The following is a 15,491-nucleotide window of genomic DNA, read 5'->3' as shown; positions in this document are numbered from 1 at the left end:
GGACTAGGAGCCCTTCTGGATCGAGTCGGAGCCGCCGTCGGCGGTTCCGGGGTGGGAGGGGGAGGAATCGGGGCCGGCGAGCCGCTGGAGCTCGTCGACCAGTCGTCGTCGGAGCGCCGGATCGGCCACGCGGAGGTAGCTGTCCACGATCTCCTCGCCGCGCGGCGACCAGGAGAGCACGAGCAGCCCGCCCTCCTCGACCGCGCGGTCGATGGCGTAGGAGCCCTCTCCGGCACCGCGGAGGAGCGCCGCGGGGATCACGGTCTCGCGCTCGCCGACCGGGGCGATCACCACGCCGCGCTCGTGCAGGCGGAGCGTCGCCCGGCCGCGGAAGCCGAGGCCCGGCAGCACCACGCGCTCGAGCGGCTGCTCGAAGCGGGTGGTCGCGACGTAGGGCAGCTCGACCGCCTCGCGCTCGGCGCCGAGCGACGCGGCGGGCACGGCCTCGGGGGCGAGCGCGGCGGAGCGGCGCCGGCGCGCGCGCCAGGACAGCGCCATGCCGATGAAGACGAGGGTGACGGCCGCGGCGATGACGATCGCGATGGCGGTCCTATCCACGGGCGCCCCTCGCTGCCGCGGCGACGGTCGCCGCGTCGACGAGCTCGCCGTCGAGGACGGTCGGGACGCCGCGGTGCAGCGTCGCGACGACGCGGCCCGGCAGCTCCCGGCCGAGGTACGGCGAGTTGGTGCTGCGCCCGCGCAGGTCGCCGGTGGAGAAGCGGCGGCGGACCTCGGGGTCGTAGAGGACGACGTTGGCCGCGGCGCCGACGGCGAGGCCGTGCTGGTAGCCGTCGAGCCGGCCGATCCGCGCGGGGGCGGAGGAGAGCACGCGGGCGACGTCCGTCCAGCTCAGCCGGCCGTCCTCGACGACCGCGGCGTGCACGACGCTCAGAGCGCTCTCGAGGCCGACCATGCCGAAGGCGGCGGCGTCCCACTCGCAGTCCTTCGCCTCGACCGGGTGCGGGGCGTGGTCGGTGGCGACGATGTCGATGGTGCCGTCGGCGAGGGCCTCGCGGAGGGCGAGCACGTCCTCGTCGCGGCGCAGCGGCGGGTTGACCTTGTAGCGGGCGTCGTAGCCCGGGGCGCCGTCGACCCCCGCGATCAGCTGCTCGGAGAGCAGCAGGTGGTGCGGGGTGACCTCGGCCGTCACGTCGATGCCGCGGGCCTTGGCCCAGCGGATCACGTCGACGGAGCCGGCGGTCGAGACGTGGCAGACGTGCAGGCGCGAGCCGACGTGCTCGGCCAGCAGCACGTCGCGGGCGATGATCGCCTCCTCCGCCACGGCCGGCCAGCCCTGCAGCCCGAGGGCGCTGGAGACGGCGCCCTCGTTCATCTGCGCGCCGACGGTGAGCCGCGGCTCCTGCGCGTGCTGGGCGACGACCCCGTCGAAGGCCTTCACGTACTCGAGCGCGCGGCGCATCAGCAGCGCGTCCGAGACGCACTTGCCGTCGTCCGAGAAGACCCGCACCGCGGCACGGCTGCGGGCCATCGCGCCGAGCTCGGCGAGCGACTCCCCCGCGAGGCCGACGGTGACGGCGCCGATCGGGCGGACGGTGGCGTAGCCCGCGTCCTCGCCCAAGCTCTGCACCTGCTCGACGACGCCGGCCGTGTCCTGCACCGGCGAGGTGTTCGCCATCGCGAAGACCGCGGTGAAGCCGCCCGCCGCCGCGGCGCGCGTGCCGGTCAGCACGGTCTCGCTCTGCTCGAAGCCGGGCTCGCGGAGGTGGGTGTGCAGGTCGACGAGACCCGGCAGCGCCAGGAGCCCGTCGGCGTCGATCACGCGCGCGCCGCTCGAGTCGACGTCGGTGCCGATCTCGACGATCGTCCCGCCGTCGATCAGGACGTCGGCCGTCGTCGCGTCGGCGAGCGTCGCTCCCGAGAGGAGGATCCTCGTACCGGTCATCACAGGACCTCCCTTTCACCGGACAGCAGCAGGTACAGCGCCGCCATCCGCACGGACACCCCGTTCGCGACCTGCTCGAGCACCGTGGAGCGGCTCGAATCGGCGGCGGCCGAGGAGATCTCGACGCCCCTGTTCATGGGTCCGGGGTGCATCACGATGGTATCCGGGCCGAGGCGGGCGAGCCGCTCGTCGTCCAGGCCCCAGATGCGCGCGTACTCGCGGCCGTTGGGGAAGAAGCCGCTCGACATCCGCTCCAGCTGGATGCGCAGCAGCATCACCACGTCGGGCAGCCCGGAGTCGATCGCGTCGTCGAGGTCGAAGCGGATCGTGGCCGGCCAGTCGAGCGTGTCGACGGGGACGAGCGTGGGCGGGGCGACGAGGGTGACCTCCGCGCCGAGCGCGGTCAGCAGCCAGACGTTGGAGCGGGCGACCCGCGAGTGCAGGATGTCGCCGACGATCGTGACGGCGACGCCGTCGAGGCTCTTGCCGCGGGAGGCGGCGGCGCCGTGCAGCCGGCGGCGGATGGTGAAGGCGTCGAGCAGCGCCTGGGTGGGGTGCTCGTGCGTGCCGTCGCCGGCGTTGAGGATGGCGGCGTCGATCCAGCCGCTGGCCGCGAGCACGGCCGGGGCGCCGGAGGCGTGGTGGCGGATGACGACGCCGTCCGCGCCCATCGCCGCGAGGGTCTGCGCGGTGTCCTTGAGGCTCTCGCCCTTGGAGACGCTGGAGCCCTTCGCGCTGAAGTTGATCACGTCGGCCGAGAGCCGCTTCGCCGCGGCCTCGAACGAGATGCGGGTGCGGGTGGAGTCCTCGAAGAAGAGGTTGACCACGGTCTTGCCGCGCAGGGTCGGCAGCTTCTTGACCTCGCGGTTCTGCACGTCCGACATGTCCTCGGCGATGTCGAGGAGGCCGATCGCGGTGGCGCGGTCGAGGTCGCGGGTGGAGAGCAGGTGCCTCATTGGGGGCCTCCGTCCGGTGCGGACTCGATCGCGACGAGGTCCTCGCCGTCGGTCTCGACCAGGCGGACGTTGATCCGCTCGCTGAGGCTGCTGGGCAGGTTCTTGCCGACGAAGTCCGCGCGGATCGGCAGCTCGCGGTGTCCGCGGTCGACCAGGGCGGCGAGACGGACGGCCCGGGGGCGGCCGATGTCGCTCAGCGCGTCGAGGGCCGCGCGGATGGTGCGGCCGGAGAAGAGCACGTCGTCAACCAGGACGACGGTGCGGCCGTCGATGCTCGCCGGGACCGCGGTGCGCGCGGGCGTCCGCGTCGGGTGGTGGGCGAGGTCGTCGCGGTACATCGTCACGTCGAGCGAGCCGGAGAACACCGGGTCGGCCCCGGGCTCGATCCTGGCGATCGTCTCGGCGATCCGCCGCGCGAGCGCGACTCCGCGGGTCGGGATCCCGAGGATCACCAGCGACTCCGCGCCGCGATTCGACTCGAGGATCTCGTGAGCGATACGCGTCAGAGCGCGCGTGATGTCAGCGCTGCTGAGCACGATTCGTACCGTCACACCGACCTCCTTCCCCGTCTCTCTGGACGGCCTTAAAGGAAATGCCTCCCCGAGTATAGGGGTCCGCCTGCCGCGGACGTGGAGCGGCGCAGGCGCCGAGCCCTTCCCCGATCATGCTGATCGAGCGGTGAGGCGAAGAACGCAGCGGCGGCCCTTCATGCTGGTCGAGTAGCCCCGCAGGGGCGTATCGAGACCCACCGTCCTCAGGGGGGGCCGATCCGCAGACTCACGTCCTGACGGTGGTGGATCTCGATACGCCCGCTCCGCGGGCTACTCGATCAGCATGCAAAGGGGCCGCCGTGGCGGCGACCTCCATGCTGGTCGAGTAGCGCCGCAGGCGCGTATCGAGACCCGCGGGCGTCAGGCCGTCGCGTGCGACTCGGCGACGGAGGCGAGCAGGCCGTTGATGAAGCCGGCCGAGTCGTCGGTCGAGAGCAGGGTCGCCGCCTCGACGGCCTCGGAGATCGCGACGCCGTCCGGGACCGCGTCGTTGTGCAGGATCTCCCACACGCCGATGCGGAGGATCGCGCGGTCGACGAGCGGCATGCGCGAGAGCGTCCAGCCCTTGGCGAGCTGCGCGATCAGCGCGTCGATCTCGTCGGCGTTGTCGATGACGCCGTCGACGATCTCGCGGGCGTAGAGCCAGGAGGCCTCACGCGCCGGCTCGTTGGCCGCGCGCTCCGCCTCGGAGCGCAGCGATTCCGAGAAGGAGATCTGCCGCACGTCGGCGTTGTAGATGATGTCGAGGGCGCGCTTGCGCGCCTTCGTCCGAGCGCTCACAGAAGGCCCGGCTCAGCTGACGCGGCCGAGGTAGTCGCCCGTGCGGGTGTCGACCTTGACCTTGGTGCCCTGCTCGAGGAAGAGCGGGACCTGGATCTGGTAGCCGGTCTCGACGGTCGCGGGCTTGGTGCCGCCGGTCGAGCGGTCGCCCTGCAGGCCCGGCTCGGTGTAGGTGATCTCCAGCACGACGGAGGCGGGGAGCTCGACGTAGAGCGGGTCGCCGTCGTGCAGGGCGAGGGTGAGGTTCTGGTTCTCGAGCATGAAGTTCGCGGCCTCGCCGACGACGGCCTCGGGGACGGTGATCTGGTCGTAGTCCGAGGTGTCCATGAAGACGAAGTCCGCGCCGTCGCGGTAGAGGTACTGGAAGTCGCGACGGTCGACGTTGGCCGTGTCGATCTTGGCGCCGGCGTTGAAGGTCTTGTCGACGACCTTGCCCGTCAGCACGTTCTTCATCTTGGTGCGCACGAACGCGCCGCCCTTGCCCGGCTTCACGTGCTGGAAGTCGATGACGTTCCAGAGCTGACCGTCGATGCTGAGGACGGTGCCGTTCTTGATGTCGGTGGTAGAGGCCATGCGAAGGGGGATCCGTTTCGTGGAAGTCTGCTGATCGGCCGATCCGGCCAACCCATCGAGTGTAGTCGGTCCGGCCCGCGAGCGGCCGGGCCGCCTCCCCCGGCCGGGCGATGCGTCGTCGGAGCACCCGGAGCAGACTGGAGGGACGCCCACGACCGAGGAGGTCGCATGACCCTCAGCACCGCTCACTCCGGGATCGTCTCCGCGGCGGCCCGCTCGGACTTCTTCGCACCGACGCTCCCGGGCCAGAACATCGTTCCGCCGTGGTTCGCGGTCGTCTTCGCGATCGTGCCGATCGTCATCGTCGCGGTGATCGTCCTGATCATCGTGCTGATCGTCCGCAATGTGCGTCGCGGCCGCCGGCTCGGCGTCGACCCGACCACGATGCAGACGGACATGGCCGCCCGCTACCTCCGCCACGGCATCGGCCCGGCGGGCTCCTCGCTCACCGATCGCCTGGCCGAGCTCGACCGGCTGCGCGCCGCCGGAACGATCAGCGCGGAGGAGCACGCCCGTGCCCGCGAGGCCGCGCTCACCGGCGACCGCGGGCCGGACGACCGGCAGGGCTGACCCCGCCAGTTGCCGCTACGCGCCGATCTCCTGGTACGCCGCGAACAGCAGCGACGTCTCCGGCCCCTGCAGGATGCTCGGGCGAGCGAGGTCGTCGAGCACCACGAAGCGGAGCATGCCCGCGCGCGACTTCTTGTCGCGCTGCATCGCGGCGAGCAGCGTCTCCCAGCGGCCGAGCGGGTAGCTCGTCGGCAGCGTCAGCGACTCGAGGACGCTGCGCTGGCGATCGACGACGGCGTCGCTGAGCGAGCCGGTGAGCCGGGACAGCTCCGCCGCGAACATCATGCCGACCGAGACCGCCGCGCCGTGCCGCCACTGGTAGCGCTCGGCGTGCTCGACCGCGTGGCCGAGGGTGTGCCCGTAGTTGAGGATCTCGCGCAGACCTTTCTCGGTGAAGTCCTCGCTCACCACACGCGCCTTGATGCCGATCGACAGCTCGACCAGGCTGCGGAACTCCTCCGACGTCGGGTCGGTCGCGAGGTCCACGTCCGACTCGATGATGTCGAGGATCCGCGGCTCGGCGATCATGCCGTACTTCACGATCTCGCCGAAGCCGGCCAGGATCTCGTTGCGCGGCAGGCTCGTCAGCACGTCGAGGTCGGCGACGACGGCGCGCGGCGCGTGGAAGGCGCCGACGAGGTTCTTGCCCTCGGCGGTGTTGATGCCGGTCTTGCCGCCGACGGCCGCGTCGACCATGCCGAGCACCGTGGTCGGCACCTGCACGAGGTCGACCCCGCGGAGCCAGGTCGCGGCGACGAAGCCGGCCAGGTCGGTGATCGCGCCGCCGCCGAAGCCGACGACCGCGTCGGTCCGGGTGAAGTCGGACTGACCCATCACCTGCCAGCAGAAGGCGGCGACCTCGACGCGCTTGGCGGCCTCGGCGTCGGGCACCTCGGCGAGCAGCACCTCGTAGCGGTCGAGGAGGCTCTCCCGGATCTCGGCGGCGAGGACCGCGAGGGTCGGCGGGTGCACGATCAGCACCTTGGCCGCTCGCGGGCCGATCGCGTCGGCGAGGCCGTCGAGGAGGCCGCGGCCGACCGTGATGTCGTAGCCGTTCTCTCCGGTGACGGTGAGGGCGGTGGCGCCGTCGTTCATGCTCTTCTTCCGGTCGGGCGGCCGGTGGGGGCCGCCGGTTCTGTGGTGCTGGTGGCTTCGGTGGTGCCGGTGGACTCGGTGGTGCCGGCAGCGGGCGCGCCGACGGCCGCCTCGCGCTCGCGCACCCAGGCGGTCACCTCGGCTGCCAGGGTCGTGATCGGGCGGCGCGAGGAGTCGACGACGGTGTCGGCGAGCGACTCGTAGACGGCGCGTCGCGACTCGAAGATGCGCGTCCAGTCCGCGACGCCGCCGCGCACCAGCGGGCGGCCGGAGCCGAGCCGGTCGCGCACGGCCTCGGCGGTCGTGGTCAGCAGTACGACGGGGACGCCGGCCAGGTCGGCGCGCGTGCCCTCGTCGAGCACCGCTCCCCCGCCCAGACTCAGCACGACGCCGCGGCGGACGGCCTGCTCGACGACGCGGCGCTCCTCCACGCGGAAGGAGGCCTCGCCGTGGAGGTCGAAGTACGCGGCGATCGGACCGTGCCGGCGCACGAACTCCGCGTCGGAGTCGACGAACTCGGCCGCGAGGGCCTTCGCGACCCGCTTGCCGATCGTCGTCTTGCCGGCCCCCATCGGGCCGATCAGGACGACGCGGGCGCGGGCCGCGCCGGTATCGTGACCCGCCATCAGCGGGCCCGCCCAGGTAGGTGCTCGGGCATCAGACGAGACCGAGCGCCGGATCGCTGGCGGCGAGCGTGCGCAGCTCCTCCGGGATCGCGTCGAGGTAGCCCTGCAGATTGCGGCGGGTCTCGGTGACGCTGTCGCCGCCGAACTTCTCCAGCACGGCGTTCGCGAGCACCAGCGCGACCATCGCCTCCGCGACGACGCCCGAGGCGGGCACCGCGCAGACGTCCGAGCGCTGGTGGTGCGCGCCCGCAGCCTTGCCGGTCGCGACGTCGACCGTGCGCAGCGCGTGCGGGACGGTGGCGATCGGCTTCATGCCGGCGCGGACCCGCAGGACGGTGCCCGTGCTCATGCCGCCCTCGGTGCCGCCGGCGCGATCGCTCGAGCGGCCGATGCCGCCCTCGGCGACGAACAGCTCGTCGTGGGCCTCGGAGCCGCGGCGGGTGGTGGTCAGGAAGCCGTCGCCGACCTCGACGCCCTTGATCGCCTGGATGCCCATCAGCGCGGCAGCCAGCTGCGCGTCGAGCCGGCGGTCCCAGTGCACGTAGGAGCCGAGTCCCGGCGGGAGGTCGTAGGCGAGGACCTCGACGACGCCGCCGAGGGTGTCGCCGTCCTCGTGCGCGCGGTCGACCTCGGCCACCATCAGGGCGCTGGTCGCCGCGTCGTGGCAGCGCAGCGGATCGGCGTCCAGCGCGTCGACGTCGGCGGGGGTCGGCAGGGCCGAACCCTCCGGCACGCGGACCGGGCCGATGGCGAGGGTGTGGCTCACGAGGGTGATGCCGAGCTCGCCGAGGAAGCGGCGGGCGACGGCGCCGAGCGCGACACGAGCGGCCGTCTCACGGGCCGACGCGCGCTCGAGGACGTTGCGCGACTCCTCGAAGCCGTACTTCTGCATGCCGACCAGGTCGGCGTGACCCGGGCGCGGGCGGGTGAGCGCGGCGCCGCGCCCCTTGGGCAGCGTCTCGGGATCGCGCGGCTCGGCCGCCATCACGTCGACCCAGCGCGCCCACTCGGTGTTGCCGATGCGCAGCGCGATCGGGCCGCCCGTCGTGCCGCCGTGGCGGATGCCGGACGAGACGTTCAGCTCGTCCTGCTCGAACTTCATCCGGGCGCCGCGACCGTAGCCGAGCTTGCGCCGGGCGAGGTCGGCGCGGACGTCGTCGAGGGAGACGGGGACACCCGCCGGCAGTCCTTCGAGGACGGCGACGAGTTCGGGGCCGTGGGATTCCCCGGCCGTGAGCCAACGGAGCATCCTCCGATTCTCGCACACGCGCCCGACCGGACTCGCGCCCCGCGGGCTCAGGCGGTGGAGTCGGCCGGCAGCGTCGCGCGCATCGCCGCGAGCACCGCGTCCTCGTCCGGCAGCGGCACGGCCGGGTCGCCGCCGGCGAACACCCGCACCTGCAGCAGCGCCTGGTGCAGGAGCATCCCCAGCCCCGACACGACGGGCGAGCCGGCCGCGCCCCAGCGCAGCGCGAGCGGACTCGGCCAGGGCGAGTAGGCCACGTCGAAGAGCGTCGAGGCCGCGACCACCGCATCCGGCACGGCCAGCTCGGCCGACGCGCCGCCCGGCAGCGTCGAGACGAGCAGCGGCGCCGCGTCCGCACCGTCCCAGTCCGAGAACGGGCGGACGTCGAGGGCGACGCCGACGGCGGCGGCGATCGCGGCCAGCGGCGCGGCCTTCTCCGGCGAGCGGAGTGTGACGGTGACCCGCGCCGCGCCCAGCTCGGCCGCCGCGGCGAGGGCGGAGGCGGCGGTCGCCCCTCCCCCGAGGATCTCGACGCGCTCGGCCGAGTGCACGCCGGCCTCGCCGAGCGCCCGGACGATCCCGGCCACGTCGGTGTTGAAGCCGCGCAGGCGGGGTGCGTCGGCGGAGCGGTCGAGCAGCACCGTGTTGACGGCGCCGGTCGCCCGCGCGACCAGGTCCTCCTCGTCGAGCAGCGGCCGCACCGCGTGCTTGAGCGGCATCGTCAGCGACAGGCCGTGCCAGAGCGCGACCGGATCGGCGACGACGGCGGCGAGCGTCGCCTCCGTCGCCTCGACCGCCGTGTAGCTCCAGTCGAGCCCGAGCACCCGGTAGGCCGCCGCGTGCAGCTCGGGCGAGCGCGAGTGCGCGATCGGCGAGCCGAGGACCGCCAGCCGGCGCCCGCCCGGCGCAGGCTCCGCGGTCACTGGTACTCCGGGTGGTCCCGCATCCACGCCTGCCACTGCGCCACCGCGGCGTTGTGCTCCGCATCGGTGGTCGAGTACACCGTCTCGCCGGTCTCGAGGTTCACCGTGACGAAGTAGAGCCAGGTGCCGTCCGCGGGCTGCAGCACCGCCTGGATGGCGACGTCGCCCGGGTTCGAGATCGGCGCGGGCGGCAGGCCGTCGCGCTGGTAGGTGTTGTAGACGTTGCTCGCGTCGTTGCGCTCCGCGTCGGTCGTGGTCACCCGGTCGGTCGCCCCGGTGCCGTAGGCGACGGTCGCGTCCGACTGCAGGCGCCAGCCTTGGTCGAGGCGGTTCTGGAAGACGCGCGCGACCTTCGGGAAGTCGTCCGCGACGCGGGCCTCGCGCTGCACGAGCGAGGCGAAGACGACGGTCCGGTAGCGGTTCTCGACCGGAACGCCCGCCGCGTCGAGCGACTGGTACATCCGGTTCACGAGCGTCTGCAGGATGTCGTGCGCCGAGGTGCCCGGGTCGATGTCGTAGGTCGCCGGGAAGAGGAAGCCCTCGAGGCTCGTCGCCTCGGCGGGAAGCCCGTAGGAGCCCCAGTCCGCGGCCGCGGCCTCGAGGTCGGCGAGGGCGACGCCCGAGCCGTCCGCGATCAGCGGCAGCGCGCCCTTGAGCGAGGTGCCCTCCGGGATGACGAAGGTGTTCGCGAGCCTCGTCGAGTCCGAGTCGAGCAGCGCCGACAGCGCCGCCTTCGCGCTCATCTCCGCCTTCAGCGAGTAGGCACCGGGCTGGAAGACGGGCTCGGGGTTCTCCGCGAGGAGCAGCTCGTAGAATGGCGTGTACGACTTGATGACGCCGTCCGCGACGAGGTTCTCGGCGATGGTGCTGCCGCCGTCGCCCTGGTGGATGGTGAAGACCACCTCGCTGGTGCCGGTGCCGGTGAAGTCGGTCGGCTCCGGCTCCGCGAACAGCGCGCGGACCGGCTCGACGAAGATCGTCACCGCGATCGCGACCAGGGCCACGAAGACGCCGAAGGCGAGGAGCCCGCCGATCAGCCCGCGACGGCTGCGTCGCGGCCTGTTCTCGCGCTTCGCGCGGCGGCGGCGGGTGGAGGGGGCGGCGTCGGGGTGCGCGGCGGCGACGGCTTCTCCGCGGTCGCGCGGGGCGCCGACCTCGGGGCCGGCGAACAGGTGGTCGATCGAGTCGGGCGCCGTCGGCTCCGTCTCAGAAGCGGGGTGCTGCTCCGGGTCGTGCGGGAGCTGACTCTGCTGATCGGCCTCCGCGGCGCGGGCGGCGCGGCGGCTCGGGGGGACGTCGGTCACGGCTGGGTCGTCCTTCGTTCGGTTCGAGCGCGGATCCGGCGGGGGTACCGGACGAGCGCTCGGAATCGATGGCGTGCTGCAGGATCACCACGGCGGCGACCTGGTCGATCACGGCGCGGGAGCCGCGGGTGCTGCGTCCCGAGCGGTGCAGCGCGCTCTGGGCGCTCACCGTCGAGAGCCGCTCGTCCACGAGCCGCACCGGGGCGGTCGGGACGGCGGAGGCGAGGCGCGCCGCGAAGGCGCGAGCGTCGTCCGTCGAGGCCGTCTCGGCGCCCGACAGCGACAGCGGGAGGCCGACGACGATCGCCGACGCGCCGAACTCGGCGGCGAGGGCCGCGATCCGGGCGACGTCGGCGCCGTCCGGCGCCTCCGCGACGCGCGCGACGGTCTCCACCGGCACGGCGAGGAGGCCGTCGGCGTCGCAGCACGCGACACCGATGCGGGAACGGCCCACATCGATGCCGAGCCGGACGCCGAACCTCTCCATCTAGCGCGTCGCCTCCTCGACGACGGCGTCGAGCGCCGCGCCGATGGCGGACACGTCCGAGCCGCCGCCCTGGGCGAGGTCGTCCTTGCCGCCTCCGCCGCCGCCGAGGACACCGGCCGCGCGACGGGCGAGAACGCCCGCCTTCCGGCCGAGCTCGCGGGCGGCGGGGGTGGTCGCCACGATCACGGCGGGCTTGCCGGCGACGTCGGCCGCGAGGGCGACGACCGCCGCGTCCTGGCCGAGGCGCTCGCGCACCGAGATGACGAGCGAGCGGAGCTCGTCGCCCGAGCCGGCCGTGCCGACGTTCTCGGCGACGATCGTCACGCCGTTGATCGAGCGCTTCGTCGCGGCGATCGCGGGGACCCGCTCGGCGAGGGCGCGGGCCTCGAAGGTCGCGATCCGCTTCTCGGCGGCCTTGAGGCTCGCAACGAGCTCGGCGATCCGGTCGGGCAGCTGCTCGCGCGGGGTCTTGAGCGAGGACGAGATGGTGCTGACCAGGGCGCGCTCGGCGACGAGCTCCCTCAGCGCCTCGCGGCCGACGAGCGACTCGACGCGGCGGTTGGTCGAGCCGACCGAGGACTCGCTGATCAGGCTGATCAGCCCGATCTCCGCGGAGGTGCCGACGTGGGTGCCGGCGCACAGCTCGCGCGACCAGGGGCCGCCGATGTCGACGACGCGGACGACCTCGCCGTACTTCTCGCCGAAGAGCGCCATCGCGCCGAGCGCCTTGGCCTCGTCGAGCGGGAGCTCGCGGGTGACGACCTCGAGGTTGTCGCGGATCGCGCCGTTGGCGATGTCCTCGATCTCGCTGCGGGTCTCGAGCGAGAGCGCCTGGTTCCAGGAGAAGTCGAGGCGCAGGTAGCCGGCCTTGTTGAACGAGCCGGACTGGTGCGCCTGCGAGCCGAGGACCTGGCGGAGCGCCGCGTGGATGAGGTGGGTGCCGGAGTGCGCCTGACGCGCACCGCGGCGCCAGTCGCGGTCGACGACGGAGGTGGCGGCGTCGCCGACCCCGACCTCGCCGCTGGCGACCTGGATCTTGTGGCTGATCAGGCCCTTGACGGGCTTCTGCACGTCGAGGACCTCGAGGTCGAAGCCGTTGCCGACGATGCGGCCGGCGTCGGCCTCCTGCCCGCCCGACTCCGCGTACAGCGAGGTCGCCTCGAGGATCACCTCGGCGATGTCGCCGGCGACCGCCTTCTGGACCGCGTGGCCGCCGACGATGAGGCCGAGGATCCGGGACTCCGTGTCGAGGACGTCGTAGCCCGTGAAGAGCGTCTCGCCCTTGGCGCGGAAGTCGGCGTAGACCGAGAGGTCGGCCAGGGCGTTCTTCTTCGACTTCGCGTCGGCCTTCGCGCGGGTGCGCTGCGCCGTCATCAGGGAGTCGAACGCCTCGCGGTCGACACTGAGGCCCGACTCCTCGGCGATCTCGAGGGTGAGGTCGATCGGGAAGCCGAAGGTGTCGTGCAGGAGGAAGGCGGTGTCGCCGGGCAGGGTCGCCGCCTCGGCCTTCTTGGTCTTCAGCACCGCGAGGTCGAGGATCTCGGTGCCGGCCGCGAGCGTGCGCAGGAACGCCTCCTCCTCGCCGTAGGCACTGGTCGACAGGCGCTCGAACTCGGTGGAGACCTCGGGGTAGGCCGAGGCCATCGCGTCGCGCGAGGCGGTGAACAGCTCGGGGAACGTCGCGGTGTCGACTCCGAGCAGGCGCATCGCGCGCACGGTGCGGCGCATCAGGCGGCGCAGGATGTAGCCGCGGCCCTCGTTGGACGGCGTCACGCCGTCGGAGAGCAGCATCAGCGAGGAGCGGACGTGGTCGGCGATGACGCGCATCCGCACGTCGTCCTCGTGCACGGCGCCGTAGCGGCGGCCCGAGAGCTCGGCGGCGCGGTCGAGCACCGGGCGCACCTGGTCGATCTCGTACATGTTCTCGACGCCCTGCTTGAGGAACGCGACGCGCTCGAGACCCATGCCGGTGTCGATGTTCTTGCTCGGCAGCTCGCCGAGGATGTCGAAGTCGACCTTGCTCGTGCCTTGCCCGCGCAGGTACTGCATGAAGACGAGGTTCCAGATCTCGACGTAGCGGTCGTCGTCGGTGGCCGGGCCGCCCTCGATGCCGTAGGCGGGCCCGCGGTCGAAGAAGATCTCCGAGCAGGGCCCGGCGGGGCCGGGCTGGCCGGTCGACCAGTAGTTGGTGTCCTTGTCGAGGCGCTGGATCCGCTCGTCGGGCAGTCCGGCGATCTTCTTCCAGAGCGCGATGGCCTCATCGTCGTCCTTGTAGACGGTGACCCAGAGGTCCTTCTCGTCGAAGCCGAGGTTGCCGTCGCTCTCACTGCCGGTGAGGAGCTCCCAGGCGTAGCCGATCGCCCCCTCCTTGAAGTAGTCGCCGAAGGAGAAGTTGCCGTTCATCTGGAAGAACGTGCCGTGGCGAGGGGTCTTGCCGACCTCCTCGATGTCGTTCGTGCGGATGCACTTCTGCACGCTCGTCGCGCGGTCGAACGGCGCGGGGACGACCCCGGTGAGGTAGGGCACGAAGGGCACCATGCCGGCGACGGTGAAGAGGAGGCTCGGGTCGTCGCTGACCAGGGAGGCGGAGGGGACCACGGTGTGCCCGCGGCTTCCGAAGAAGTCGAGCCAGCGGTTGCGGATGTCTGCGGTCTGCATGGGTTCCGTTACGTTTCGGTCGACCTGGTCGACGCGGGTGTCTGTCGGGTGGTGCGGTTCCAGCGGGTGGTGCGGGTCTGTCGGGTGCGCCGGGACGGGCAGGGCGTCAGCCCTCGCCGATGGCGGCCTTGAGCTCGGCCTCGCGCTGGTGGTAGCCCTCGGAGACGGCGTCGCCGAGCTCCTTCGCCGTGCGGTTGAGGTCCTCGAAAAGACGAGCACCCGCCTCGGTGCGCGCGACCTGGTGCGCGACCGCGAATCCGAGACCGATCCCGATGACGATCAGCACGATGTTCTTCACAGCGATTCCTCCCACAGCGTTTCCTGCTCACGGCAGCCGGCCCGAGGGCGCGGCGACCCCCTCGATTGTAGGGCGCGGGCAGGGGGCTACCTGGAGGACGACCTGCGGGTGCGCCGAGAGCGGCGCGCGGCGCCGCGTCCGACCGCGGCACCCGCCTTGTCGGCGGTGCGGCCGGCGACGAGGACGGCGCGGACTCCTGCGGTGAAGCCGGCGAGCTTGATCAGCGGTCCGCCGATCGTCGCGGCGGTCAGGGCGACGAGCGCGTTGACGTTGCCGGTGACCTCGGCCACGTCCTTCGTGATGGTGTCGACGCGAGCCAGCTGCTGGTTCGCCTCGCGCAGCGTCGACGCCGATTCGTCGAGGATCGGGGTCAGGCCGTCGCTGGCCTGCTTGATGGCCTCGCTCGTGCTGTCGAAGACCCGACCGAGCTTCCAGAGCGGGATCGCGGCGACGGCGACGAGGATCGCGAACACCCCCGCGGCGATGAGCCCTGCGATGTCTCCACCGGACACGATGACCTCCGTTTCGGCGCCGCCGGATGCGGCACCCCAGCCTACCGACGGCGCACGGCGGCCCTGGTCCGGCCGGAGGCGGCACCGGCACGCCTTCGGCACGTGAGAACGGCCCCGGCACGCCGGAACACCCGGAATCCGCGAGCCGGAGCTCGGATCGCGAGCCGGACCGACCTGGCTGCACGGCGGCGGCTGCGCGCCGAGGAGGCCCGGGAACGAGGAAAGGCCCCGGCAGGAGCCGGGGCCTTTCCAACGGGGGTGCGCTGACTAGCGAGCCGCGTAGTACTCGACGACGAGCTGGACTTCGCAGGTCACGGGGACCTCGGCGCGCTTCGGGCGGCGCAGGAGCGTCGCCTGGAGCTTGTCGATCTCGACCTCGAGGTAGCCCGGGGTCTTGGGGAGGACGTCGACGTGTCCGCCGGCGGCCGCGACCTGGAAGGGCTCGGTGCCCTCGGAGCGGGTCTTGACGTGGATGACCTGGCCCGGCTTCACGCGGAAGGAGGGACGGTCGACCGTCTGGCCGTCCACCATGATGTGGCGGTGGGTGACGAACTGGCGGGCCTGCGCCGTGGTGCGGGCGAAGCCCGAGCGCAGGACGAGGGCGTCGAGGCGCATCTCGAGGAGCTCGACCAGGTTCTCACCGGTCAGGCCCTGGGTGCGGCGCGCCTCCTGGAAGGCGATGCGCAGCTGCTTCTCGCGGATGCCGTACTGGGCTCGCAGACGCTGCTTCTCTCGCAGGCGGACCGCGTAGTCGGAGTCGGCCTTGCGCTTCGAGCGGCCGTGCTCACCGGGAGCGTAGGGACGCTTCTCGAGGTAGCGGGCGGCCTTCGGGGTCAGGGGGATGCCGAGGGCGCGCGAGAGGCGCGTCTTCGAACGGGTACGTGAGGTGGTCGACACTGTGGTCCTTCCAGGGTCTGAGAGGTTCGGTCGCAGTCCTCGTCCGCCGGCTCCGGGAGGAGGGCGGGCGCCGAGGTCGTGTCCCCCCGCGGGTGCGGGAGGCAGGGTGACC

General features: G+C 72.6%; 17 protein-coding genes. 1 reads left to right on the top strand and 16 read right to left on the bottom strand.

Going from position 1 to position 15,491, the window contains the following annotated elements; all coding sequences use genetic code 11:
• Positions 1 to 3: 3 nt before the first annotated feature.
• The 6 genes from MT353_RS09325 to efp all read right to left on the bottom strand — a co-directional run bounded on the left by MT353_RS09325 (position 4) and on the right by efp (position 4,763).
• On the bottom strand, positions 4 to 558 hold the full coding sequence (locus MT353_RS09325; RefSeq protein ID WP_243624250.1) for a hypothetical protein: 555 nt from the start codon (positions 556 to 558) through the stop codon (positions 4 to 6).
• Positions 551 to 1,903 carry a dihydroorotase gene (locus MT353_RS09320; protein WP_243624249.1) on the bottom strand — a complete coding sequence of 451 codons (1,353 nt, stop codon included), beginning with the start codon at positions 1,901 to 1,903 and terminating at the stop codon, positions 551 to 553. The genes MT353_RS09325 and MT353_RS09320 overlap by 8 nt, the downstream gene beginning before the upstream one ends.
• Entirely contained in the window at positions 1,903 to 2,859 is a 957-nt protein-coding gene (locus MT353_RS09315; protein WP_123704396.1) for an aspartate carbamoyltransferase catalytic subunit, read from the bottom strand. The genes MT353_RS09320 and MT353_RS09315 overlap by 1 nt, the downstream gene beginning before the upstream one ends.
• Positions 2,856 to 3,410 (bottom strand): bifunctional pyr operon transcriptional regulator/uracil phosphoribosyltransferase PyrR, encoded by a 555-nt coding sequence (gene pyrR, locus MT353_RS09310; protein WP_243624248.1) that lies wholly within the window; start codon positions 3,408 to 3,410, stop codon positions 2,856 to 2,858. Before pyrR ends, MT353_RS09315 begins: the two co-directional genes overlap by 4 nt.
• Before the next feature lie 360 nt (positions 3,411 to 3,770).
• Positions 3,771 to 4,190, bottom strand: a complete 420-nt coding sequence (gene nusB, locus MT353_RS09305) for a transcription antitermination factor NusB (protein WP_123446217.1) — start codon at positions 4,188 to 4,190, stop codon at positions 3,771 to 3,773.
• A 12-nt stretch (positions 4,191 to 4,202) separates the two neighbouring features.
• Positions 4,203 to 4,763 carry an elongation factor P gene (gene efp / locus MT353_RS09300; RefSeq protein WP_243599944.1) on the bottom strand — a complete coding sequence of 187 codons (561 nt, stop codon included), beginning with the start codon at positions 4,761 to 4,763 and terminating at the stop codon, positions 4,203 to 4,205.
• Between the two features lie 168 nt (positions 4,764 to 4,931).
• Between efp and MT353_RS09295 the strand changes: the two genes are divergently transcribed.
• Positions 4,932 to 5,333 (top strand): hypothetical protein, encoded by a 402-nt coding sequence (locus MT353_RS09295; protein ID WP_243616249.1) that lies wholly within the window; start codon positions 4,932 to 4,934, stop codon positions 5,331 to 5,333.
• A gap of 15 nt (positions 5,334 to 5,348) precedes the next feature.
• Here the strand turns inward: MT353_RS09295 and aroB are convergent, their stop codons facing one another.
• The 10 genes from aroB to rpsD form a co-directional block, all read right to left on the bottom strand.
• On the bottom strand, positions 5,349 to 6,428 hold the full coding sequence (gene aroB, locus MT353_RS09290) for a 3-dehydroquinate synthase (protein WP_123446214.1): 1,080 nt from the start codon (positions 6,426 to 6,428) through the stop codon (positions 5,349 to 5,351).
• Positions 6,425 to 7,054, bottom strand: a complete 630-nt coding sequence (locus MT353_RS09285; RefSeq protein WP_243599942.1) for a shikimate kinase — start codon at positions 7,052 to 7,054, stop codon at positions 6,425 to 6,427. The genes aroB and MT353_RS09285 overlap by 4 nt, the downstream gene beginning before the upstream one ends.
• A gap of 31 nt (positions 7,055 to 7,085) precedes the next feature.
• On the bottom strand, positions 7,086 to 8,303 hold the full coding sequence (aroC, locus tag MT353_RS09280; protein WP_243624247.1) for a chorismate synthase: 1,218 nt from the start codon (positions 8,301 to 8,303) through the stop codon (positions 7,086 to 7,088).
• A 47-nt stretch (positions 8,304 to 8,350) separates the two neighbouring features.
• Positions 8,351 to 9,223, bottom strand: a complete 873-nt coding sequence (locus MT353_RS09275; protein ID WP_243624246.1) for a shikimate dehydrogenase — start codon at positions 9,221 to 9,223, stop codon at positions 8,351 to 8,353.
• Complete coding sequence (gene mltG / locus MT353_RS09270; RefSeq protein ID WP_243624245.1) at positions 9,220 to 10,527, bottom strand: endolytic transglycosylase MltG; 1,308 nt, start codon at positions 10,525 to 10,527, stop codon at positions 9,220 to 9,222. The genes MT353_RS09275 and mltG overlap by 4 nt, the downstream gene beginning before the upstream one ends.
• On the bottom strand, positions 10,430 to 11,014 hold the full coding sequence (ruvX, locus tag MT353_RS09265; RefSeq protein WP_374204704.1) for a Holliday junction resolvase RuvX: 585 nt from the start codon (positions 11,012 to 11,014) through the stop codon (positions 10,430 to 10,432). Before ruvX ends, mltG begins: the two co-directional genes overlap by 98 nt.
• Positions 11,015 to 13,672, bottom strand: a complete 2,658-nt coding sequence (alaS, locus tag MT353_RS09260; RefSeq protein ID WP_243599939.1) for an alanine--tRNA ligase — start codon at positions 13,670 to 13,672, stop codon at positions 11,015 to 11,017. It lies immediately after the preceding gene.
• 106 nt (positions 13,673 to 13,778) lie between these two features.
• On the bottom strand, positions 13,779 to 13,970 hold the full coding sequence (locus tag MT353_RS09255) for a hypothetical protein (RefSeq protein ID WP_123446208.1): 192 nt from the start codon (positions 13,968 to 13,970) through the stop codon (positions 13,779 to 13,781).
• An 86-nt stretch (positions 13,971 to 14,056) separates the two neighbouring features.
• Positions 14,057 to 14,482: a DUF948 domain-containing protein gene (locus MT353_RS09250; RefSeq protein WP_123446207.1), complete on the bottom strand. Its 426-nt coding sequence runs from the start codon at positions 14,480 to 14,482 to the stop codon at positions 14,057 to 14,059.
• 267 nt (positions 14,483 to 14,749) lie between these two features.
• Positions 14,750 to 15,379 (bottom strand): 30S ribosomal protein S4, encoded by a 630-nt coding sequence (gene rpsD / locus MT353_RS09245; protein WP_123446206.1) that lies wholly within the window; start codon positions 15,377 to 15,379, stop codon positions 14,750 to 14,752.
• Between the last annotated feature and the right edge of the window lie 112 nt (positions 15,380 to 15,491).

This window comes from Rathayibacter sp. VKM Ac-2927 (assembly GCF_022815525.1).
Taxonomy (GTDB): domain Bacteria; phylum Actinomycetota; class Actinomycetes; order Actinomycetales; family Microbacteriaceae; genus Rathayibacter; species Rathayibacter festucae.
Note: the sequence above shows the minus strand (reverse complement) of the source record. Positions and strands in the feature narration are given on the sequence as shown.

Coding starts and splice junctions, on each gene's coding strand:
- aroC (WP_243624247.1), bottom strand. CDS start 8,303: ATGCTCCGTTGGCTCACGGCCGGGGAATCCCACGGCCCCGAACTCGTC.
- ruvX (WP_374204704.1), bottom strand. CDS start 11,014: ATGGAGAGGTTCGGCGTCCGGCTCGGCATCGATGTGGGCCGTTCCCGC.
- aroB (WP_123446214.1), bottom strand. CDS start 6,428: ATGAACGACGGCGCCACCGCCCTCACCGTCACCGGAGAGAACGGCTAC.
- MT353_RS09285 (WP_243599942.1), bottom strand. CDS start 7,054: ATGGCGGGTCACGATACCGGCGCGGCCCGCGCCCGCGTCGTCCTGATC.
- MT353_RS09295 (WP_243616249.1), top strand. CDS start 4,932: ATGACCCTCAGCACCGCTCACTCCGGGATCGTCTCCGCGGCGGCCCGC.
- MT353_RS09315 (WP_123704396.1), bottom strand. CDS start 2,859: ATGAGGCACCTGCTCTCCACCCGCGACCTCGACCGCGCCACCGCGATC.
- efp (WP_243599944.1), bottom strand. CDS start 4,763: ATGGCCTCTACCACCGACATCAAGAACGGCACCGTCCTCAGCATCGAC.
- MT353_RS09320 (WP_243624249.1), bottom strand. CDS start 1,903: ATGACCGGTACGAGGATCCTCCTCTCGGGAGCGACGCTCGCCGACGCG.
- alaS (WP_243599939.1), bottom strand. CDS start 13,672: ATGCAGACCGCAGACATCCGCAACCGCTGGCTCGACTTCTTCGGAAGC.